Below are 20,117 nucleotides of genomic sequence, written 5' to 3'. Positions count from 1 at the left end.
TCGGAAGCCGTCAGGCGCCCGCCCGCTCCATGCCTAGCCGAGCAATGCGGCGAAGCTCGTCGATCGGGGTCAGGCCGCCGCTGCGCTCATAATGCCAGAAGGTCCATCCGTTGCAGGCGTCCAGCCCCTGGACCTCGGCGCCGATCTTGTGGATCGACCCGGCACTGTCGCCGATGGCCAGCGTGCCGTCGGCGCGCACTTTTGCCGCCCAGCGCTTCTTGGCGTCGTAGAGCGTGGCGCCTGGCGCCACCAGGCCATTGTCGAGAAGGGTGACGAAGGCGACGCGCGGCTCGGCGCGCTTGCCGGTCAGTACCGTCAAATTGGCGCCTTCCAGCGGCCGGACCGCATCGATACGTTCCATGGCGGCATCGATATAGGTTTGTTCGCGCTCGATGCCGACGAAGTGGCGGCCAAGCCGCTTGGCCACAGCCCCGGTGGTGCCTGAACCGAAGAACGGGTCGAGCACGATGTCGCCCGGCCTGGTCGATGCCGTCATGACGCGGGCAAGCAACGCTTCCGGCTTCTGCGTCGGATGCAATTTGTCACCATTGTCGTTCTTCAGGCGCTCGCCGCCGGTGCAGATCGGAAACAGCCAGTCCGAGCGCATCTGGACGTCGTCGTTCGACGCCTTCAGCGCCTCGTAGTTGAATGTGTAACCCTTGCCCTTCTGGTCGCGCGATGCCCAGATCATCGTCTCATGCGCGTTCTGGAAACGGCGGCCACGGAAATTCGGCATTGGATTGGTCTTGCGCCAGACGACGTCGTTGAGGATCCAGAAGCCCAGGTCCTGCATCTTGGCGCCGACCCTGAAAATATTGTGGTAGGAGCCGATAACCCAGATCGTGCCGTTGGGCTTCAACACACGGCGCGCCGCCAGCAGCCAGGCGCGGGTGAAGGCGTCGTAGGCCTCAAAACTGTCGAACTGGTCCCAATGGTCGTCGACGGCATCGACCTTGGATTGATCGGGCCGGTGCAGATCGCCATCGAGCTGCAAATTATAGGGCGGATCGGCGAAGATCACGTCGATCGACTTTTCCGGCAGCCGTTCGAGCGCGGCGACGCAGTCGCCCTTCAGGATCGTATCCAGCCACTCGGATTGCTGGGGAACATCGGAAAGCTCGTCGAGAAGACGCACGGCAGACATTGTGACACCCAAGGCACGCGTTACTGTTTACTGTCCGTTATGGTTACCGATCAGCGTAAATATTCAGTGAAGCAGCCCGCCGAATTTGCGAAGCCCGGCCTGTTGGTGTATGCCGCGCCGCCTGAGCCGTTTGGACCAAAAAGCCCTCGGCATTCCCTTCATCCCGCTTTCCGGATCACCATGCCCCAGCCAGACCTTGTCATCTTCGATTGCGACGGCGTGCTCGTCGATTCCGAAATCATCGCCGCGCGGATCGATGCCGAGCTGTTGACCTCGGCCGGCTACGAGATATCGGCCGAGGAGATTTCCGAGGTCTATGCCGGGTTGACTTTCAAGGACATCATGATGCGGGTCGAGGAAAAGTCCCGGATCCCGTTCCAGGCCTCGCTGATCGACAAGGAGGAACAGCTGGTCGATCGTAGGCTGCGCAGCGACGTGCGTGCCATCGACGGGGCGCACGAGGCTGTCGCCGCGGTAGCAGTGCCGCGCTGCGTCTGTTCGAATTCGCGCTCGGAGCGGATCGAATTCATGCTGGAGAAGGTGCAGCTTTTGCCGTTCTTTGCCGGCCGTATCTTTTCCTCGCTGGAAACCCCGACCGGGAAATCCAAGCCGGCGCCGGACGTGTTTCGGTTCGCCGCGGAAAAGCTCAAGGCCGATCCTGCGAACACCTTTGTCATCGAGGATTCGGTGCATGGCGTCACCGGCGCCAAGACGGCGGGAATGCGCGTCATCGGCTTCACCGGCGCGGCGCACAGCTATCCCGGCCACGCCGATGCGCTGACCGAGGCCGGCGCGGAAACGGTCATCCGCCGCTGGGCGGAGCTGAAAAGCGTGATCGCCGCGCTGTCGGAATGGTCGGCGGACGCCTGAGAGGCCGCCTCCAACCGCCGTGGCACGAATGCAGCGGCTTAGTTGGTCGCGGCGGCTTTCTTCTTCCTCGGCTTGTCTGTCGCTACTTTCGAAGCGCCCTCGTCATACCCGGCATATGCCTGGTAGTCCTTCGCCGTCGGCTCCGGAACGACGACGTTGGAATCGGTGAAGACGAACTGCGTGGCACTCGAAGGATCGGTAACCTGGACCTGATAGGAGTGAAGCTGCGAATAGAGAACTTCGGTGCCGTGCATCACCGCGATGCGGATCGGCATGGTGATGGTCCCGGGGGTGAACATCGGGCCAGGCACGACCTTGCCGGCGACGGCTATCTTCATCGACAAGGAGCCGTTGGCGCGGCTGCAGTCGCGGGTCACATCGGTGATCGAAGCCTGATAGATGATCTTGGCGGAATCGTCCGGCTGATCGACGCCTGCCGCATCCACTGCCGGCTGGGCGGCTTCCTCGGCGGCAACATCGGGTTTTTTCTTCGGCTTCGGACCGCTCTTGGCGTAGGTATTGAAGAAGGCGGTGCCGTCACGCAACGTCACTTTCGGGCAATAGGCCTGCAACTGGCTGGAAAGCACCTTTGGATCGGGTGGCGGTGGCGGCGTCGCATCCTTTTTGCCGAAGCCGAGAATTCCATTGTCGCTCGATTGGCAACCTGCGGCGGCAAGCATAAAGCCGGTGAGCGCCACACCCGCGACAAAACGACCGTTGAATGAATGAAACGCCATGAACTGCACTTCCCTCTCGCAAAGCCGGTGACGTATATCAACCGCGCGGCAAAAATGCGACTGATCCAGCGCAGAAATCCACCACCTCGCGGCGGGCGAAAATTCCCGGCAGCAATGGAAACGTGACGATGCAATATGTGAGTACCCGCGGGGAAGCGCCCGCGCTTGGATTTTCCGACGCGGTGCTGGCCGGACTGGCGCGCGACGGCGGGCTCTACCTGCCGAGCGCCTGGCCGCATTTTTCCGCAGCCGAGATCCGCGCCATGCGCGGCCTTGCCTATCCCGATCTTGCCATCCGCGTGCTGTCGCCGTTCCTCGGCGGCGAGATCGCGGCGCCGGTGTTCGAACGGCTGGTGCGCGAAGCCTATGCAACCTTCCGCCATGAGGCCGTCTGCCCGCTGGTGCAGACCGGGCCGAACAGCTTCGTGCTCGAGCTCTTCCACGGCCCGACGCTCGCTTTCAAGGACGTGGCGATGCAGCTTCTTGCACGGCTGATGGACCATGTGCTGGCCGAGCGTGACCAGCGCGCCACCATTGTCGGCGCCACCTCCGGCGACACCGGAGGGGCCGCCATCGATGCCTTTGCCGGGCGCAACCGCACCGACATCTTCGTGCTTTTCCCGCACGGCCGCGTCTCGCCGGTACAGCAGCGGCAGATGACGACCTCGACCGCCGCAAACGTCCATGCGTTGGCGATCGAAGGCAATTTCGACGACTGCCAGAGCCTGGTAAAGGACATGTTCAACGACCACGGTTTTCGTGACCGGGTATCGCTGTCCGGCGTCAACTCGATCAACTGGGCCCGCATCATGGCCCAGATCGTCTATTATTTCTCCTCCGCGCTGTCGCTCGGCGCGCCCGACAGGCCGGTTTCCTTCACCGTGCCGACCGGCAATTTCGGCGACATCTTCGCCGGCTATGCCGCCAAGAAGATGGGGCTGCCGATCGAACGGCTGATCATCGCCACCAACGACAACGATATTCTGGCGCGCACGCTGGCAACCGGCGAATACCGCATGAAGGGGGTCTTTTCGACCACGTCCCCCTCGATGGACATCCAGGTGTCTTCGAACTTCGAACGCTTGCTGTTCGAAGCGTCCGGCCGCGATGCCTCGGCCGTGCGGCGCTACATGAACGGGCTCAAGCAGTCCGGCGCCTTCACCATCGAGGCCGGCGAAATCGCCAAGATCCGGTCCGAATTCGACGCCGGCCGCGCCACCATGGACGAGGTCGCCGCCACCATCCGCACCACACTTGCGGCGAGCGGCTATCTGCTCGACCCGCATACCGCCGCGGCCGTGCATGTGGCCGCCGGCAAGGCTGCGGGTGAGGTGCCGATGGTGGTGCTGGGCACTGCGCACCCGGCAAAGTTTCCCGCCGCCGTCGAAGCCGCCAGCGGCGTGTCGCCTGCCCTGCCTGCATGGCTAGGCGGGTTGATGAGTGCCGAGGAAAAATACACGGTACTTCCATCCGACCTGAAAATGGTGGAAGATTATGTCGGCCGCCACACGCGGGCGGCGCGTTAGGGAGTAATTGCCATATGGGTGTTGAGGTAAGCCGTCTGTCGAACGGCCTGACAGTCGCCACCGAAACCCTTCCAAGCCTCGAATCTGTTGCCCTTGGCGCCTGGGTCAAGTCGGGCGCACGCAACGAGCGTGACGAAGAGCACGGAATGGCGCACTTGCTCGAGCACATGGCTTTCAAGGGCACCAGTCGGCGAAGCGCCTTCGAGATCGCCTCGGAGATCGAGGACGTCGGCGGCGAGATCAATGCCGCCACCAGCGTCGAGACGACCTCCTATTATGCAAGGGTTCTGAGCGACGACGTGCCGCTGGCCGTCGATATCCTTTCCGACATCCTGCAGGAATCCGAATTCGATCCGCAGGAGTTGGAACGAGAGCAGCATGTGATTCTGCAGGAGATCGGCGCCGCGCACGATACGCCCGACGACGTCGTTTTCGATCACTTTACCGAGACCGCCTTCCGCCACCAGACTATCGGCCGCTCGATTCTTGGCACGCCGGAAACCGTCAAATCCTTCACTTCGAAGCAGCTGCACGACTTCATCGAACGACAGTACGGCGCCGAGAACATGGTGATGGTGGCGGCCGGCGATATCAAGCACGACGATTTCGTGCGGGAGGTCGAAAAGCGTCTCGGCAGCTTCCGCGGCAAGGCCGACGGCACCATCCCGCAATATGCGCAGTATGTCGGCGGCGATTTTCGCGAGGACCGCGACCTGATGGACGCGCAGATCGTGCTGGGTTTCGAGGGCCGCGCCTATCACGTCCGCGATTTCTACGCCTCCCAGGTCCTGTCGATGATCCTGGGCGGCGGCATGTCGTCGCGGCTTTTCCAGGAAATCCGCGAGAAACGCGGCCTGTGCTATTCGGTCTACGCCTTCCATTGGGGTTTTTCCGACACGGGCGTCTTCGGGGTCCATGCGGCGACCGGACAAAGCGATATTGCCGAGCTGGTGCCTGTGATCATCGACGAGCTGCAAAAGGCCGGTGAAAACATCCTGCAGGAGGAGCTCGACCGGGCGCGTGCGCAGTACCGCGCCGGGCTGATCATGTCGGCCGAGAGCCCGGCCAGCCGCGCCTCGCAGATCGCCAGGCAGTTGCTTCTGTTCGGCAGGCCGATAGCCAAGGAAGAGTTGATGGAGCGGCTGTCGGCGCTGACGGTCGAGCGGCTGACGGACCTGTCGTCGCGGCTTTTTTCGACCAAGCCGACGCTTACAGCCGTCGGGCCGGTGGGTACGCTCGCGCCCTATGAGGCGATCCTCGATTCGCTTTCGGGCACGCAGACCACTGCCCGCAAGCTCGCCGTCTAAGCCTACTCGAGCGTCGTGTTCGCGCTCCCTTTCTTTCGCCGCGACCTGCCGGCACTGAAGGGCGAGCTTGTCACGCTGCGCGTACCGCTGACCAACGACTATCGCGAGTGGTCGGTGCTGCGCAGTGAAAGCCGCGCCTTCCTTGAGCCGTGGGAGCCGCGATGGACCCCTGACGAACTCGACCGCACGGCGTGGCGGCATCGTATCGGGCGCTACCGCGAGGACTACGCGCAGGGGACGGCGATCGCCTTCTTCATCTTCGAGAAAAGCAGCGGCAAGCTGGCCGGCGGTATCACCCTCGGCAATATCCGCCACGGGGTCGCCCAAAGCGGCCATATCGGCTACTGGATCGGCGAGCGCTTCAGCGGACGCGGCCTGATGACCGATGCCGTAAGAGTGGTGACGCGTTTCGCCTTCGAAACGCTGCGATTGCACCGGATCGAAGCTGCCTGTATTCCCGACAACGCCCGGTCGATCCGCGTGCTTGAAAAAGCCGGATTCCGGCGCGAAGGACTGCTACGATCCTATCTCAGGATCAACGGCATCTGGCAGGACCATTACCTATACGCCCGAATCGCGGACGATCCGCCGGGCGTTGGAACAAAGGGCTGATTTTGACGAATTTTCTGCGCAAGGGGTCGCTGCTTGCCTTTATGCTGGCGGCAATCGTCACGCTCTGCGCGGCGTCCTCGGCCTTTGCCGTAGAACCGATCAAGATCGCCCGCGACGACGTTGCGCTCGATCTTTCGGGGGCCGTCTTGATCTACCGGAACCAGGGCGAGAATTTTCAGGTGTCGACCGCGCCAGGCCCGGACGGCATCGTGCGGCGCATCGAGGTCGAGGCAAATGATGCGCGCTCGAGCGGTGACTGGGCGGTGTTCGCGCTGGCCAATACCACCGACCAGCAGCTCGACAGGCTGATTGTCGCACCGCATTTCCGGCTGGTGAATTCCGGCCTGTTCTGGCCGGATCTCGGCTCGACCCGTATCGCCGCGATCACGCCCAGCGAAGGCTTTGCGCTCGACCGCCAGACCAGCCCCGACGCCGACGTGTTCCGGGTGACGTTGAACCCCGGAACGGTGATTACCTTCATCGCCGAGCTCGCCTCGCCCAAGCTGCCGCAGGTCTATCTGTGGGACCCTGAATCCTACAAGGACTCGGTCAATTCCTACACGCTGTTTCGTGGCATCGTCATCGGCATTGCCGGCCTGCTGGCGCTGTTCCTGACCATTCTTTTCGTCGTCAAGGGGACCTCGATGTTCCCGGCAACGGCGGCCCTAGCCTGGGCGGTGCTTGCCTATATCTGCGTCGATTTCGGCTTTCTCAACAAGATCATAGAGATCTCACCCGGCAATGAGCAGATGTGGCGCGCCGGAACGGAGGTGGCGCTCGCGGCGACCTTCGTGGTGTTCCTGTTTGCCTATCTCAACCTCAACCGGTGGCACGGCCATTTCAGCTACGGCGCGCTGGTCTGGATTCTCGGGCTGGTGCTGATCGCCGGTGTCGCCATCATCGATCCGGCGGTCGCCGCCGGCATTGCCAGGCTGTCCTTCGCCGCCACCGCGCTGACCGGGCTCGGCCTGATCATCTTCCTCGGTATCCGCGGTTACGACCGCGCCATCATGCTGGTGCCCAGTTGGGTGATGGTTCTGCTGTGGCTATGCGGATCGTGGATGGCAATCACCGGCATGCTGGACAACGATATCGCCCAGCCGGCGCTGGGCGGCGGGCTGATCCTCATCATCCTGCTGATCGGCTTCACGGTGATGCAGCACGCTTTTGCCGGCGGCGCCCTGCATCAGGGCCTGTTCTCCGATCTCGAGCGGCAGGCGCTGGCGGTTGCCGGATCGGGCGATACCGTGTGGGACTGGGACGTGCTGCGCGACCGCGTCGTCACTCGTCCCGACGTCAGCAGTCAGCTCGGCCTTGCCCCCAACAGTCTCGGCGGGCCCGCCCGCAACTGGCTGCCGGTGCTGCATGCCGACGACCGCGACACGTTTCGCACGACACTCGACGTGGTGCTCGAGCACCGGCGCGGCCGGGTGTCGCAAAACTTCCGCCTGCGCGGCGCCGACGGGCACTATCACTGGTTTTCGCTGCGCGCCCGGCCGGTGATCGGCTCGGACGGCGAGGTCATCCGCTGCGTCGGCACCATGGTCGACGTGACGGAGCAGAAGAAGTCCGAGGAACGGCTGCTGCATGACGCCGTGCACGACAATCTGACCGGCCTGCCCAACCGCGAGTTGTTCATGAACCGGCTGGAGGCGATCATTTCGATCGCCCGCACCGAAGAGAAGGTGCGCCCGACCGTCTTCGTCATCGACATAGACCGCTTCAAGCAGGTCAATGACGGGCTCGGCATCTCGGCCGGCGATACCATCCTTTTGACTATCGCGCGGCGGCTGCACCGACTGCTCAAGCCGAAGGATTCGCTGTCGCGCTTTGCCGGCGACCAGTTCGCGCTGATGCTTTTGTCGGAGCAGGATCCGGCCCGCATCGCGGCCATTGCCGATGCCATCAAGCACGCCATCAACAACCCGATCACCTTCGCCAAGCGCGAGATCGTGCTGACGGCCTCGATCGGGCTGATCACCTGGACCGCCACGCAGACCTCGGCCGAGGACATGGTCAAGGATGCCGAGCTTGCCATGCATCAGGCCAAGCGCTTCGGCGGCGACCGGATCGAGCCGTTCCGTCCCGCCTTCCGCACCGTCGGCACCGACCGGCTGCAGTTCGAGTCCGATCTGCGCCGCGCCATCGAACGACGCGAATTCACGCTTGCCTACCAGCCGATCGTGCGGCTGGAGGACGGCAGCGTCGCAGGCTTCGAAGCGCTGCTGCGCTGGGACCATCCGCGTCGCGGCATGATCCCGCCGGCTGATTTCATTCCGGTCGCCGAAAACTGCGGCCTGATCGTGCAGCTTGGGCTGTTCGCCATGCAACAGGCTGCCGAAGACCTGGCGGGATGGCAAAAGCAGATCGGCGATGCGCCGCTGTCGGTCTCGGTCAATCTGTCCAGCCGTCAGCTCATCCGCCGCGACCTGGTCAGCGACGTCCGCTCGGTGATCGCGCGAGCCAACCTGAAACCGCGCTGCTTCCGGCTCGAACTCACCGAATCGCTGGTGATGGACAATCCCGAGCAGACCGCCCATGTGCTGACCAAGCTGAAGCAGCTTGGCATCGGCCTGTCGCTGGATGATTTCGGCACCGGCTATTCATCGCTGGCCTATCTGACGCGCTTTCCATTCGACACCATCAAGATCGACAAGAGCTTCGTCGACGACGCGACGCCGAAACGTGCGGTGCTGCTCAAATCCATGGTCAATATGGCGCATGAACTCGGCCTGTCGGTTGTCGCCGAAGGCATTTCGGACGAGAGCGATGCGCTGGAGTTGCGGCAGATGGGCTGCGAGTACGTGCAGAGCTTCATGTTCGGCGCGCCGATGCCGGGCGACCAGGTGCTGAAGACGCTGAAGGAACAGTATCCGTTGACCCAAGCGTGACAAGTTTCAGGACGTAATGAGGTTCAGGCGTGACCGGCAGCCAGGCTGAGATGCGCGAGATCAATGCCGATCGAGGCGAGGATCCGGTCATATTTGCGATCGATGTCGGCGTCGAACAGAAGCTCGGCACTTGCCGGGCAAGTCAGCCAGCCATTCTCGACGATCTCGTTTTCAAGCTGGCCCGCACCCCAGCCGGCATAGCCAAGCGCCATCAGAGCCCGCCGGGGTCCGCGGCCGGAGGAGATGGCGCGCAATATGTCGACGGTCGCGGTCAGACAGACATCGTCGGACACGGCGAGCGAGGATTCCACCCGGTAGTCGCCCGAATGCAGAACGAAGCCGCGGCTACGATCCACCGGTCCGCCATTGCGCACGACGAAGTCGCGCGCCGGTGGCGGCAGGCGAATTGCCTCCAGCTCGTTCATGATGCCGAGTTGCACGAGCAGGTCCGGAAACAGCATCTGCTGCGTCTGGTTGATGATCAGCCCCATCGCGCCTTCGTCGCTGTGCGCGCAAATGTAGATGACAGAGCGCGTGAAGCGGTCATCCTTCATGCCGGGCATGGCAATCAGGAACTGATCGTCGAGAAAGCCGGGTCCTGCGGCCGTCCTTTTATGGCGCAACAAATCCATGGCCACAGCGTAACGCGTTTCCGGGGCGTCGAAAAGATGGGCGGCGCCCGATTTGATCAGGCTCGTAAATCGAAGGTCACGCAAATATGATGCCGGCGGCGTCATGAAATCATTGTGCGGCCATCAACAGACGATCAAATCATTGCCATGCAAAGCTTGAAAATCCTGCTGCTTGGCGTAGCCATTGGATCGGCGACCGGCCTCCCCGCCTCAGCCTCCTCATCGGCCTGGTACAACAGCGAAGGCGGCAGGGTGCGGCTGGTGACGAGCGGCAAGGCCGATGAGGCCGGGCGTCTCCAGGGCGTCCTCGACATTGCGCTGAAGCCCGGCTGGAAGACCTATTGGCGCGATCCGGGCGATGCGGGCGTGCCGCCACAGATCGACGTCTCGGCCAGCACCAACATTGCCGACGCGACGCTTTCGTTTCCGCCGCCGCAGCGCCACGACGACGGCTACGGCAAATGGGCCGGCTACGACCACCCCGTTTCGTTGCCGGTGACGTTCACGCTTGCCGCGCCCGGCCAGCCGGCCGTCATCGATGCGGACATTTTCCTCGGCATCTGCGAAACCATCTGCATCCCGGTGCAGACAAGGCTGACCGTCGATCCCGGCGCCGATCCGGACAACGCCGGGGACGCGGCACTGGTCAAGGCAGGCCTTGCCACCCTGCCTGCCACGGCAACGCCCGATTTCGGCATAAACGTACTGCCGGGCGACCACGAAACGCTGATTGTCGAAGCGAGCTTTCCGGGCAGCCCCGAGGGCGCCGACTTCTTCGTTGCCGGCGAACGCGACTACATGTTCGGTGCCCCGGCACGCAGCGAAAAGGATGGCAAGCTGATCTTTACTGTGCCGATCCTCGACAGGCCGTCGACAACGCCAACCGATGGCGGCCTGCACTACACACTGACAAGTGCCGCAGGCGCGGTCGAAGGCCTGTTGCCATTCCCGTGATGCCAACGTCTGGACGGTTGCCGGGCGCGCCTTAATTCGCTATCGCAAGGACACTCCCTTCCATTTCCAAGCGAGGACCATCATGACGATCTCCGTTGGCGACAAACTGCCCGATGCGACCTTCAAGACAATGACCGCCGACGGTGCAAAGCCGATAACGACGGGCGAGATATTCTCAGGAAAGAAGGTCGTGCTGTTTGGCGTTCCAGGCGCCTTCACGCCGACCTGCAGCAACAATCATCTGCCCGGCTACCTGGACAATTACGACGCCATCCTGGCGCGCGGCGTCGACACTATCGCCGTTGTCTCGGTCAACGATGTTCACGTTATGGGGGCCTGGGCCCGCTTCAGCGGCGGTGAAGGCAAAATCCTTTATCTTGCCGATGGCAATGGCGATTTCGCCAAATCCGTCGGCCTCGACGCCGACCTCTCCAGCGGCGGCATGGGGCTACGCTCGAAGCGTTTTTCGATGATCGTCGATGACGGCAAGGTCACCGCACTCAATGTCGAGACAAAGCCCGGCGTCGACGAATCCGGTGCGGCTCACATTCTCGGACAGCTTTCCGTCCTGGCGACAGCCTAGGCCAGGCACGGCAAAGGGCGCCTTCGAGCGCTCAACGTCCAAAGGACGCTGACTTTGCATCGGCGCATGATCCTTCCGAAAGCCGACCCGGTTTTTCGGGACCATGCGTCGGCCCTTCGGGACTGCTTGCTTCTGGGGACCTCGATTATGTCTGACATCGTCTGGCGCAGCGTCGCGATCGGCATCGGCGCAACCGCGCTTATGGATGTCTGGGCGATTTTCCTGAACAAGGCGTTTGCTCAGCCGCGGCCGAACTGGGGGCTGGTCGGCCGCTGGGTCTGGCATCTCAGGGAAGGCAAGGTCTTCCATGACGACATTGGCGAGGCCTCGCCCTACCCGCATGAATCAGTACTTGGCTGGGCCTTTCATTATGCTGTCGGCATCGTCTACGGCGTCATACTGGTCGTGCTGGCCGGAACGGCCTGGCTCACCGCGCCGACCTTCCTGCCGGCTTTTATGCTCGGCATCGTCACCGTCGGCGCCGGGTGGTTTCTGCTGGCGCCCGGCCTGGGCGCCGGCTGGGCCGCTTCGAAGCGGCCCAATCCGATGCAGGTCCGCGCCCTCAATCTTGTGTCGCATACGGTGTTTGCCATCGGACTGTTCGGCACCGCCCTTCTGATCCGCTGACACGCCAGTTCAACCGGATCAATAACTCTGGGTCGAGCGCCGAACCTTCTTGGCCGCCGATTGCCTGGACTGGGTGCCTTCCTCCGGCGGCACGGACGCGAGCACGGGTTTCGCCGACTTCGTCTTGAATGGCGCCATGCCGAGCCGCGCCAATTCGTCGGCGCGCTCGTTCTCGGGATGGCCGGCATGGCCCTTGACCCAATGCCAGGTGACCTGGTGGCGGTTGCGCGCAGCGTCGAGCTGCTGCCACAGCTCGGCATTCTTCACCGGCTGCCTGGCGGCGGTCTTCCAGCCGTTGCGCTTCCAGCCGTCGATCCAGCCGAAAATACCGTCCTTGACGTAGTTGCTGTCGGTATAAAGATCGACGACGCAAGGCTCCTTGAGCGCATTGAGCGCCGAGATGGCCGCCAACAACTCCATGCGGTTGTTGGTGGTCAGAGCCTCGCCACCATGGAGCTCCTTGATTGCGCCGTTGAAGCGCAGGATTGCGCCCCAGCCGCCAGGCCCGGGATTGCCCGAACAGGCACCATCGGTGAAGATTTCAACGCGCTTGGTCATGTCAGTCCATATTCGGAAGGAGAGTTGATCGCCCGGTGGAAGCGCATCCGGCGGATATACTCGGTCGGGTCGCGTTTCATCACCAGGCCGCCGTCCGGGACCGTCAGCCAGTCGTAGAGCCGGGTCAGCATGAAGCGCAGCGCCGAACCGCGCGCCAGCATCGGCAGCGCAGCTTTCTCGTCACTGCTCAACGGCCGCACGCTTTGGTAGCCGGCAAGCAGCGCCGTGCCCTTGGTCAGATTGAAGGAAAAATCCTTCTCGAAGCACCAGGCGTTCAGGCACGTGGCAACGTCATAGGCATAGAGGTCGTTGCAGGCGAAATAGAAGTCGATCAGCCCGGACAGTTTCTCGCCGAGGAAAAACACATTGTCCGGGAAAAGATCAGCATGGATGATGCCTTGCGGCAGACCGTTCGGCCAGTTCCGCTCGAAATCGGCGAAATCGGCATCGACCTCGGCCGCCAGTCCCGGCTCGACCTCGTCGGCGCGGGCGCGGGCGGCATTCCACAGCTTGCGCCAGCCATCGATGGCAAGGGCGTTGGGGCGGGTCATCGGAAAATCCGCGCCGGCGAGATGCAGTGCCGCCAGCGCCTTGCCGACCTCGCCGCAATGTGCAGCCGTCGGCCCCCGCAGCGACAGGCCTTCGAGAAAGGTGATGATGACCGCCGGCCGGCCGGCAAGTGTTCCGATCACACCGCCATCATGTGCGGTGACCGGGAGCGGGCACGAAATGCCCTTTCTGGCGAGGTGGGCCATGAGGCCGAGAAAGAACGGCAGGTCAGCCTTGTCGACGCGCTTCTCGTAAAGCGTCAGGATGTAGGAGCCGCTGCTGGTGTGCAGCAGAAAATTCGAGTTTTCGGTGCCTTCGGCGATGCCCTTGTAGGACAAGAGGTCGCCGACCGGATAGTTCCTGAGGAATGCGCCGAGCTCGCCCTCGTTGACGTCGGTGTAAACCGCCATCGTTGCTACGCGGCCCCGTTGACGAAGGCCATGTCGGCAGCCGTCAGTTCGACATCGCGCAACACCCGCATCACCGGAAAGTCCTCCGTCTCCGTCGCCGTCACGGCCAGCTCGATGGTCACGTCGAAGCGCTGCCTGAACGCATCGACGATCTCGTCGACGATGATCTCCGGCGCCGAGGCGCCCGCCGACAGGCCGAGCGTCGAAATGCCGGCAATCTCATTCCACGGAATTTCGGAGGCGCGCTGCACGAGAAGCGACATCGAGGCGCCGGCGCGCTCGGCCACTTCGACCAGGCGCCGCGAGTTGGACGAGTTAGGTGCGCCGACAACCAGGAAGAGATCGGCGCCGGCCGCTGTTTCCTTGACCGCTTCCTGGCGATTGGTGGTGGCATAACAGATCGATTCCGCCGCCGGCGCGTGCAGCTCGGGAAAACGCTGCTGCAGGGCGCGGATGATACCGGCGGTATCCTCGACCGACAGCGTCGTCTGGGTGACGAAGCCGAGCGCTTGTGGGTCTGCGGGCACGAAGCTTGCGGCGTCGGCCTCGGTCTCGATCAGAGTTACCGCGCCGTCCGGCAACTGGCCCATTGTGCCGATCACCTCCGGATGCCCGGCATGGCCGATCAAGAGCACGTGGCGGCCAAGCCGCTGATGGCGCATCGCCTGCTTGTGGACTTTCGAGACCAGCGGGCAAGTCGCGTCGAGATAGAACAGGTTGCGGGACTGGGCGTCGGCCGGCACAGATTTCGGCACGCCATGCGCCGAAAAGACGACCGGGCTCTGGCGATGCTCGGGCGGGATCTCGGAGAGCTCCTCGATGAACACCGCGCCGAGGCTTTGCAGCCCTTCGACGACGTAGCGGTTGTGCACGATCTCGTGGCGGACATAGACCGGCGCGCCGTATTTCTTCAGCGCCAGCACGACGATCTGGATGGCACGGTCAACGCCCGCACAGAAACCGCGGGGCTGGCAGAGCCGGATGGTCAGCGGCGGCTTTGTGTGAAGCATGATTGCATCTTACGCTGATTGTAGGCCGGTTGATCGGACTATAACTTCTGAGCTCAAGGCGCGAAATGAGGTGCGCGGCCCTGCCCTGTCAAGGGTAATGGCGGCGATCATTGGTCTTTCGCCGGGCGGCGGAGCCAGGAGATCAGGACGCCGGCAAGGGCGGCGGCAAGGCCGTACCAGGTTATCGCATATTGCAGATGGCTGTTCGGCAGGTCGATGACGGTGACACCGCCAACCGGCAGCCCGCCGGGGTTGGGCGTGGCGTTCGCATCGATGAAGATCGGCACCAGCGCCGCACCTGTCGGCAGGCCGGCGCTCGAGGCCATCGCGTCACGATCTTTCCAGTAGAAGATATTCTTCTGCGGATCATTGTCGGGAAGCATCATCGAGGGCTTGGCCGGCAGCGGGTTACGGGCGAGCCCCGTCACCGTCACTTTGCCCGTTACCTGTTCCTGCGGCCGCTTGGCTGGATCCTTGAAATCGTAAGGCACGAAGCCGCGGTTGATCAGCACGAAACGGCCATCGTCGAGCTGTAGCGGCGTGAAGACGTCGAAACCGGACTGGCCTTCCCAGGTGGCGAGGAAATGCCGCTCGTCTTGATGCAGGAAAGTGCCGGTCACTATCACCGGCGTGTAGTCCACGTCGCCGGCGGCAGCAAACCGCTTTTCGACCTCGGCCAATGGTACAGGCGCCGAATGCGTACGCTGGTCGATCGTCTGGAGAAGGCCCTCTTTCCAGTGCAGGCGCTGAACCTGCCAGGTGCCGAGCGCCAGCAGGATCAAAAACACGACGATACCCAGGCCGAGCGCCAATGCGCGCTTGGGCCGCGACCGGCCGGCCACCGAACCTGATGCCTCGCTCATTCGCCGCGGTCCAGCCGGCCCTCGGCCGCCTTGTTGCGGTATTGCAGCGTCAGCAGCACGCCCTTGATCAGCCGGAGCGCCGCCAGGCAAAGCACCAGCGTCAGCGGAATCCACAGCAGCAGATGCAGCCAAAGCGGTGGATTGAGCGTCACCTCCATCCACAACGCCAGGCCGACGACGATGAAGCCGATGATCAGGATAACGAACACCGCCGGCCCGTCACCAGCATCGGCGAAAGAATAATCGAGGCCGCAATTGGTGCAGCGATTGCCGACCGTGAGGAACCCGGAGAACAGCTTGCCCTCGCCACAGCGGGGGCAGCGGCCATGCAAGCCGGCCGAGATCGGATCGATTGGTGGCCAGATCGCCTTGTCGTCGCTCATGGGATCATCCTAGGAGCATTTGCCGCAAAAGATAAGGCGGCCACGTCGCCGCAGCCGCCTTGTCGATTTCCTCAGTTCGATCTCAGTGCGGTTCGATCATCGCGCCGTTCGATGCCCAGACGTAGATCGAGGCAAACAGGAACAGCCACACCACGTCCACGAAGTGCCAGTACCAGGCGGCGGCCTCGAAGCCGAAATGCTGCTTGGGCGTGAAGTCGCCCTTTATGGCGCGGATCAGGCAGACCAACAGGAAGATCGTGCCGATGATGACGTGGAAACCATGGAAGCCGGTCGCCATGAAGAAGGTGGCGCCGTAGATCGAATCCCTGAAGCCGAACGGCGCGTGCATGTACTCGTAGGCCTGCACCATGGTGAACAGCATGCCGAGGCCGACGGTCAGCACCAACCCATTGATCAGGCCCTTGCGGTCGCCGTGGATGAGCGAGTGGTGCGCCCAGGTCACCGTGGTACCCGACAGAAGCAGGATGACGGTGTTGTAGAGCGGCAGATGGAAGGGGTCGAGAACTTCGAGGCCCTTGGGCGGCCAGACGCCGCCGGTGAAGGCGGTACGGGCGTATTGATGGACCTCGCCCGGAAACAGGCTGGCGTCGAAGAAGGCCCAGAACCAGGCGACGAAGAACATCACCTCGGAGGCGATGAACATGATCATGCCGTAGCGCAGATGCAGCGACACGACACGGGTGTGGTGTCCCTCATGCGCCTCCTTGATCGTATCCGACCACCAGGCGAACATCGTGTAGATGACGATCAGCAGGCCGATGAAGAACAGCCATGGATTGGCGACATTGAAACCGAAGATCGGGAAATCGCCGCCCTTGAGGTATTGCATGTAACAGACGCCGCCGAACGCGGTCACCAGCGCCCCGACGGAGCCCAGGAAAGGCCACGGGCTCGGGTCGACAAGGTGGTAGTCATGTTGTGGTTTTGCGTGTGCGTCTGCCATATCAACCCCCGAGGCTTGCTTCGGTATCTGAAATCTTGTTGCGGTGGCCGTCGGCCGGCACCGATGATGCGACCGGCTTGGTCTTGTCGACCGGGAACATCGTGTAGGACAGGGTAATCGTCGTCAGATCCTTCAATTCCGGCGCGTTGACGATGTCGGGATCGACATAGAAGACGACCGGCATGTCCAGTGTCTCGCCCGGCTTCAGCGTCGTGTCGGTGAAGCAGAAACACTCGACCTTGTTGAAGTAAGGTCCGGCCAGTTCCGGCTGCACGTTGAAGGTGGCGCGTCCAGTGATGGGACGGCTGAATTTGTTGGTCGCGCTGAAATGCGCCTCGGCGGTTTCGCCGATCTTGATGGTGATCGAGCGAGCGACCGGCTGGAATTGCCAGGGAACGCCGGCGGTGTTGGCGTCGAAGCGGATGGTGATGTCGCGATCGAGCACCCGATCGGCATATTGCTGGGTCGCCCGTTTGACGGTGCCGCCGTAGCCTGTCGCCTGGCAGAACATCGCGTAGAGCGGCACCGCGGCGTAGGCCATGCCGATCATGCCGCCGAAGAACGCGATGCAGACGCCGGCGACGACGCGGTTCGTATTCTTCTTCTTAGGATCGGTGACTGTTTGCCTGGTCATGTTAAGCTCACATCGAGCCGGGGAAACTGTGACCAAATTTCACGATGGTCGCGACGTAGAATATGACGACCAGCGCCGCCAGCGCGAAACCGATTGCGGCCGAGCGATTGCGGCGGGCCTTCTGCTGACGTTCGGTCAACGTGACCAGTTCAAGCTTCTTTTCGGCCATGCTCATGCTCCACCAATGGTCAGCGCGCGCGCGACGACACAATCGCCAAGGTAGGCGGCGAAGATGGCGAAGAGATAGAGCAGCGAATAGCCGAACAAGGCCTTGGCCGGCTTCATCGCCCGGTCGTCATCGGCCATTTGCAGCACCTTCCACGCATACCAGACGAAGCCGGCGCCGAGCAGCAATGCAACGACGCCATAGACCGGCGTGGTGAACCCGAGAACCCAGGGCAGCACGCCAACCGGCGCGAGGACCAGCGCATAGGCAAAGATCTGGCGTCTGGTCGAGGCCTGACCGGCGACATTCGGCATCATCGGAATGCCTGCCTTGGCGTAGTCCTCCGACTTGAACAGCGCGAGCGCCCAGAAATGTGGCGGCGTCCACAGGAAGATGACCAGGAACAGCACCAAGCTTTCGAGGCTGACCGATCCGGTTACCGCCGCCCAGCCTATGACCGGCGGAATGGCACCGGCAGCCCCGCCGATGACGATGTTCTGCGGCGTCCAGCGCTTCAGCCACATCGTATAGATGACGGCATAGAAAAAGATGGTGAAGGCCAGAAGCGATGCTGCCAACCAGTTGACCAGCACGCCGAGCGTCATCACCGACAGAACCGACAGCACCAGCCCGAAACTCAATGCCTCGCCTGGCCGGATACGGCCGGCCGGCACGGGACGGCCGGCGGTGCGCGTCATCACCGCATCGATGTCTGCGTCATACCACATGTTGAGCGCACCGGAGGCGCCGGCGCCGATGGCAATAGCCAGGATCGCGATCACCGCCAGCAGCGGATTGATGGTCACCGGAGCGGCGACCATGCCGACAAACGCAGTGAACACCACCAGCGACATGACGCGCGGCTTCAGCAGGGCGAAGAAATCGCCCGCCGTCGCTTCCGACATGCGGAAGCCCGGCTCGTCAATCAGTCTGTCTTCGGCAAGGGCCATGCGTACTTAAAGTCCATCATTCCGTTGGCCAAAACCGCCGGTCGGCCGGCGGCTCCGTATTAAAGGAGGCAACCGCCTACTTGATCTTCGGCAACTGTTCCCACTGGTGGAACGGCGGCGGCGAAGGCAGTTGCCATTCCAGCGTGGTCGCACCCTCGCCCCAAGGATTGGCGCCGGCGACCCGCTTCTTCTGGAACGCCTCGAAGACGCCGAACAGGAAGATGACGACGCCGATAGCCGAGATGTACGAGCCGTAGGACGACACCATGTTCCAGCCGGCGAAGGCATCCGGATAGTCGATATAGCGACGCGGCATACCGGAAAGGCCGAGGAAGTGCTGCGGGAAAAAGACTAGGTTGACGCCGACAAAAGTGACCCAGAAGTGGGTGTTCGCGATCACCGGCGAATACATGTAGCCGGTCATTTTCGGGAACCAGTAGTACCAGCCGGCGAAGATCGCGAAGACCGCGCCCAGCGACAGCACGTAATGGAAGTGCGCGACCACGAAATAGGTATCGTGCAGCGGGCGGTCGAGGCCGGCATTGGCCAACTGCACACCGGTGACGCCGCCAACAGTGAACAGGAAGATGAAGCCGATCGCCCACAGCATCGGGGTCTTGAGCGAAATCGACCCGCCCCACATAGTGGCGATCCACGAGAAGATCTTCACACCCGTCGGCACCGCGATGACCATGGTGGCGAAGACGAAATAGCGCTGGGTATCGAGCGACAGGCCCGTCGTGTACATGTGGTGGGCCCAGACGATGAAGCCCACCGCACCGATGGCAACCATCGCATAGGCCATGCCGAGATAGCCAAACACCGGTTTCCTCGAAAAGGTCGAGATGATATGGCTGATGATACCGAAACCCGGCAGGATCAGAATGTAGACCTCCGGATGGCCAAAGAACCAGAACAGGTGCTGGAACAGGATCGGATCGCCGCCGCCGTCCGGGGCGAAGAAGGTGGTGCCGAAATTGCGGTCGGTCAAAAGCATGGTGATGCCGCCGGCCAGCACCGGCAACGACAGAAGCAGCAGGAAGGCGGTAATCAGCACAGACCAGGCGAAAAGCGGCATCTTGTGCATGGTCATGCCGGGCGCGCGCATGTTGAAGATGGTGGTGATGAAGTTGATGGCGCCAAGAATCGAGGAGGCGCCGGCGATGTGGATTGACAGGATCGCCAGGTCCATGGCCGGTCCGGGCTGGCCCGATGTCGACAATGGCGGATAAAGCGTCCAGCCGCCGCCGACGCCGTAGGCGCCGGGCGCACTCGGGACGAAGGCCGAGAAAATCAGCAGGATGAAAGCCGGCGGCAGCAGCCAGAACGAGACGTTGTTCATGCGCGGGAAGGCCATATCCGGCGCGCCGATCATGATCGGCACCATCCAGTTGGCAAAGCCGCCGATCAGCGCCGGCATCACCATGAAGAAGATCATGATCAGCGCATGCGCGGTGGTGAAAGCATTGTACATGCTCTTGCCCCCGTCGATGGCGGCGTCGCCATTCATGCCGTAGACCATCTGCGCCAGGCCAGTGAATATCTGGATGCCCGGCTCCTGCAATTCCATGCGCATGACGACCGACAAGGCGCCACCGATGCAGCCCGCCATGATCGCGAAGATCAGATAAAGCGTACCGATGTCCTTGTGGTTGGTCGAATACACCCACCGGACCCAGCCATGATACGGCTTGTGGTCGTGGTCGTCGTGAGCTGCAGCGTGCGCCATGGTCGGCTCCGTTCCCTG

The 20,117-nt window shown here is 62.6% G+C and carries 21 protein-coding genes; 8 read left to right on the top strand and 13 right to left on the bottom strand.

Annotated features, from left to right (window positions below):
• Positions 1–10: 10 nt before the first annotated feature.
• Entirely contained in the window at positions 11–1,144 is a 1,134-nt protein-coding gene (locus tag NKH28_RS07990; protein ID WP_352470643.1) for a site-specific DNA-methyltransferase, read from the bottom strand.
• A gap of 180 nt (positions 1,145–1,324) precedes the next feature.
• Between NKH28_RS07990 and NKH28_RS07985 the strand changes: the two genes are divergently transcribed.
• Entirely contained in the window at positions 1,325–2,014 is a 690-nt protein-coding gene (locus tag NKH28_RS07985) for an HAD family hydrolase (protein WP_023674153.1), read from the top strand.
• Positions 2,015–2,052: 38 nt separating this feature from the next.
• Here NKH28_RS07985 and NKH28_RS07980 read toward each other — a convergent pair whose 3' ends face one another.
• The gene (locus tag NKH28_RS07980; RefSeq protein WP_352612429.1) at positions 2,053–2,751 is read right to left on the bottom strand and encodes a hypothetical protein; all 699 of its coding nucleotides are present in this window, start codon (positions 2,749–2,751) and stop codon (positions 2,053–2,055) included.
• A gap of 128 nt (positions 2,752–2,879) precedes the next feature.
• On the opposite strand from NKH28_RS07980, the gene thrC reads away from it, so the two are divergent.
• Genes thrC through NKH28_RS07960 form a run of 4 tightly spaced genes read left to right on the top strand, consistent with a single transcriptional unit; the run spans position 2,880 to position 9,087 of the window.
• Positions 2,880–4,277, top strand: coding sequence for a threonine synthase (gene thrC / locus NKH28_RS07975; RefSeq protein WP_352501950.1), 1,398 nt, complete (start codon positions 2,880–2,882; stop codon positions 4,275–4,277).
• A gap of 14 nt (positions 4,278–4,291) precedes the next feature.
• Positions 4,292–5,584 carry a M16 family metallopeptidase gene (locus tag NKH28_RS07970; protein WP_352612426.1) on the top strand — a complete coding sequence of 431 codons (1,293 nt, stop codon included), beginning with the start codon at positions 4,292–4,294 and terminating at the stop codon, positions 5,582–5,584.
• Positions 5,585–5,599: 15 nt separating this feature from the next.
• A complete protein-coding gene (locus NKH28_RS07965; RefSeq protein WP_352470647.1) occupies positions 5,600–6,196 on the top strand; it encodes a GNAT family N-acetyltransferase in 597 nt (198 codons plus the stop codon).
• Between the two features lie 2 nt (positions 6,197–6,198).
• Complete coding sequence (locus NKH28_RS07960) at positions 6,199–9,087, top strand: EAL domain-containing protein (protein ID WP_352612424.1); 2,889 nt, start codon at positions 6,199–6,201, stop codon at positions 9,085–9,087.
• Between the two features lie 23 nt (positions 9,088–9,110).
• Here the strand turns inward: NKH28_RS07960 and NKH28_RS07955 are convergent, their stop codons facing one another.
• The gene (locus tag NKH28_RS07955; protein WP_031211061.1) at positions 9,111–9,719 is read right to left on the bottom strand and encodes a YqgE/AlgH family protein; all 609 of its coding nucleotides are present in this window, start codon (positions 9,717–9,719) and stop codon (positions 9,111–9,113) included.
• A gap of 147 nt (positions 9,720–9,866) precedes the next feature.
• Here NKH28_RS07955 and NKH28_RS07950 point away from each other — a divergent pair, with 147 nt between their 5' ends.
• From NKH28_RS07950 to NKH28_RS07940, 3 genes are all read left to right on the top strand, one after another.
• Entirely contained in the window at positions 9,867–10,673 is an 807-nt protein-coding gene (locus NKH28_RS07950) for a protein-disulfide reductase DsbD domain-containing protein (RefSeq protein WP_352612422.1), read from the top strand.
• Between the two features lie 82 nt (positions 10,674–10,755).
• Entirely contained in the window at positions 10,756–11,256 is a 501-nt protein-coding gene (locus tag NKH28_RS07945; RefSeq protein ID WP_352612420.1) for a peroxiredoxin, read from the top strand.
• Between the two features lie 147 nt (positions 11,257–11,403).
• Positions 11,404–11,883 (top strand): DUF2938 domain-containing protein, encoded by a 480-nt coding sequence (locus NKH28_RS07940; protein WP_352612418.1) that lies wholly within the window; start codon positions 11,404–11,406, stop codon positions 11,881–11,883.
• Between the two features lie 18 nt (positions 11,884–11,901).
• On the opposite strand, the gene rnhA is transcribed toward NKH28_RS07940, so the two are convergent.
• From rnhA to ctaD, 10 genes are all read right to left on the bottom strand, one after another.
• Complete coding sequence (gene rnhA, locus NKH28_RS07935) at positions 11,902–12,441, bottom strand: ribonuclease HI (protein WP_352501954.1); 540 nt, start codon at positions 12,439–12,441, stop codon at positions 11,902–11,904.
• The gene (locus NKH28_RS07930) at positions 12,438–13,400 is read right to left on the bottom strand and encodes a homoserine kinase (RefSeq protein ID WP_352612415.1); all 963 of its coding nucleotides are present in this window, start codon (positions 13,398–13,400) and stop codon (positions 12,438–12,440) included. The genes rnhA and NKH28_RS07930 overlap by 4 nt, the downstream gene beginning before the upstream one ends.
• A 5-nt stretch (positions 13,401–13,405) precedes the next feature.
• On the bottom strand, positions 13,406–14,410 hold the full coding sequence (gene ispH, locus NKH28_RS07925) for a 4-hydroxy-3-methylbut-2-enyl diphosphate reductase (RefSeq protein ID WP_254818458.1): 1,005 nt from the start codon (positions 14,408–14,410) through the stop codon (positions 13,406–13,408).
• A 107-nt stretch (positions 14,411–14,517) separates the two neighbouring features.
• Positions 14,518–15,273 carry an SURF1 family protein gene (locus NKH28_RS07920; RefSeq protein ID WP_352612413.1) on the bottom strand — a complete coding sequence of 252 codons (756 nt, stop codon included), beginning with the start codon at positions 15,271–15,273 and terminating at the stop codon, positions 14,518–14,520.
• Positions 15,270–15,656 (bottom strand): DUF983 domain-containing protein, encoded by a 387-nt coding sequence (locus NKH28_RS07915; RefSeq protein ID WP_352470653.1) that lies wholly within the window; start codon positions 15,654–15,656, stop codon positions 15,270–15,272. The genes NKH28_RS07920 and NKH28_RS07915 overlap by 4 nt, the downstream gene beginning before the upstream one ends.
• A gap of 82 nt (positions 15,657–15,738) precedes the next feature.
• Positions 15,739–16,620 carry a cytochrome c oxidase subunit 3 gene (locus NKH28_RS07910; RefSeq protein ID WP_352449883.1) on the bottom strand — a complete coding sequence of 294 codons (882 nt, stop codon included), beginning with the start codon at positions 16,618–16,620 and terminating at the stop codon, positions 15,739–15,741.
• Between the two features lies 1 nt (position 16,621).
• Complete coding sequence (locus tag NKH28_RS07905) at positions 16,622–17,254, bottom strand: cytochrome c oxidase assembly protein (RefSeq protein ID WP_352612410.1); 633 nt, start codon at positions 17,252–17,254, stop codon at positions 16,622–16,624.
• 7 nt (positions 17,255–17,261) lie between these two features.
• Entirely contained in the window at positions 17,262–17,429 is a 168-nt protein-coding gene (locus tag NKH28_RS07900) for a cytochrome c oxidase system small membrane protein (protein ID WP_023674135.1), read from the bottom strand.
• A complete protein-coding gene (locus tag NKH28_RS07895; RefSeq protein WP_352612408.1) occupies positions 17,426–18,370 on the bottom strand; it encodes a heme o synthase in 945 nt (314 codons plus the stop codon). Before NKH28_RS07895 ends, NKH28_RS07900 begins: the two co-directional genes overlap by 4 nt.
• A 76-nt stretch (positions 18,371–18,446) precedes the next feature.
• On the bottom strand, positions 18,447–20,099 hold the full coding sequence (gene ctaD, locus NKH28_RS07890) for a cytochrome c oxidase subunit I (protein ID WP_352470655.1): 1,653 nt from the start codon (positions 20,097–20,099) through the stop codon (positions 18,447–18,449).
• Positions 20,100–20,117 lie beyond the last annotated feature (18 nt).

Origin of the sequence: Mesorhizobium sp. M1227, assembly GCF_040318315.1 — a bacterium.
Lineage (GTDB): Bacteria > Pseudomonadota > Alphaproteobacteria > Rhizobiales > Rhizobiaceae > Mesorhizobium.
This window is presented reverse-complemented; position numbering and strand designations above follow the sequence as displayed.

What these genes read in the sequence shown, in the direction of transcription:
- NKH28_RS07910 (WP_352449883.1), bottom strand. Translation starts at nt 16,620, where the DNA reads ATGGCAGACGCACACGCAAAACCACAACATGACTACCACCTTGTCGAC.
- NKH28_RS07895 (WP_352612408.1), bottom strand. Translation starts at nt 18,370, where the DNA reads ATGGCCCTTGCCGAAGACAGACTGATTGACGAGCCGGGCTTCCGCATG.
- NKH28_RS07945 (WP_352612420.1), top strand. Translation starts at nt 10,756, where the DNA reads ATGACGATCTCCGTTGGCGACAAACTGCCCGATGCGACCTTCAAGACA.
- NKH28_RS07950 (WP_352612422.1), top strand. Translation starts at nt 9,867, where the DNA reads ATGCAAAGCTTGAAAATCCTGCTGCTTGGCGTAGCCATTGGATCGGCG.
- NKH28_RS07905 (WP_352612410.1), bottom strand. Translation starts at nt 17,254, where the DNA reads ATGACCAGGCAAACAGTCACCGATCCTAAGAAGAAGAATACGAACCGC.
- ctaD (WP_352470655.1), bottom strand. Translation starts at nt 20,099, where the DNA reads ATGGCGCACGCTGCAGCTCACGACGACCACGACCACAAGCCGTATCAT.
- NKH28_RS07970 (WP_352612426.1), top strand. Translation starts at nt 4,292, where the DNA reads ATGGGTGTTGAGGTAAGCCGTCTGTCGAACGGCCTGACAGTCGCCACC.
- ispH (WP_254818458.1), bottom strand. Translation starts at nt 14,410, where the DNA reads ATGCTTCACACAAAGCCGCCGCTGACCATCCGGCTCTGCCAGCCCCGC.
- NKH28_RS07940 (WP_352612418.1), top strand. Translation starts at nt 11,404, where the DNA reads ATGTCTGACATCGTCTGGCGCAGCGTCGCGATCGGCATCGGCGCAACC.
- NKH28_RS07930 (WP_352612415.1), bottom strand. Translation starts at nt 13,400, where the DNA reads ATGGCGGTTTACACCGACGTCAACGAGGGCGAGCTCGGCGCATTCCTC.
- NKH28_RS07980 (WP_352612429.1), bottom strand. Translation starts at nt 2,751, where the DNA reads ATGGCGTTTCATTCATTCAACGGTCGTTTTGTCGCGGGTGTGGCGCTC.
- NKH28_RS07920 (WP_352612413.1), bottom strand. Translation starts at nt 15,273, where the DNA reads ATGAGCGAGGCATCAGGTTCGGTGGCCGGCCGGTCGCGGCCCAAGCGC.
- NKH28_RS07900 (WP_023674135.1), bottom strand. Translation starts at nt 17,429, where the DNA reads ATGAGCATGGCCGAAAAGAAGCTTGAACTGGTCACGTTGACCGAACGT.
- NKH28_RS07985 (WP_023674153.1), top strand. Translation starts at nt 1,325, where the DNA reads ATGCCCCAGCCAGACCTTGTCATCTTCGATTGCGACGGCGTGCTCGTC.
- rnhA (WP_352501954.1), bottom strand. Translation starts at nt 12,441, where the DNA reads ATGACCAAGCGCGTTGAAATCTTCACCGATGGTGCCTGTTCGGGCAAT.
- NKH28_RS07915 (WP_352470653.1), bottom strand. Translation starts at nt 15,656, where the DNA reads ATGAGCGACGACAAGGCGATCTGGCCACCAATCGATCCGATCTCGGCC.
- NKH28_RS07990 (WP_352470643.1), bottom strand. Translation starts at nt 1,144, where the DNA reads ATGTCTGCCGTGCGTCTTCTCGACGAGCTTTCCGATGTTCCCCAGCAA.
- NKH28_RS07955 (WP_031211061.1), bottom strand. Translation starts at nt 9,719, where the DNA reads ATGGATTTGTTGCGCCATAAAAGGACGGCCGCAGGACCCGGCTTTCTC.
- thrC (WP_352501950.1), top strand. Translation starts at nt 2,880, where the DNA reads ATGCAATATGTGAGTACCCGCGGGGAAGCGCCCGCGCTTGGATTTTCC.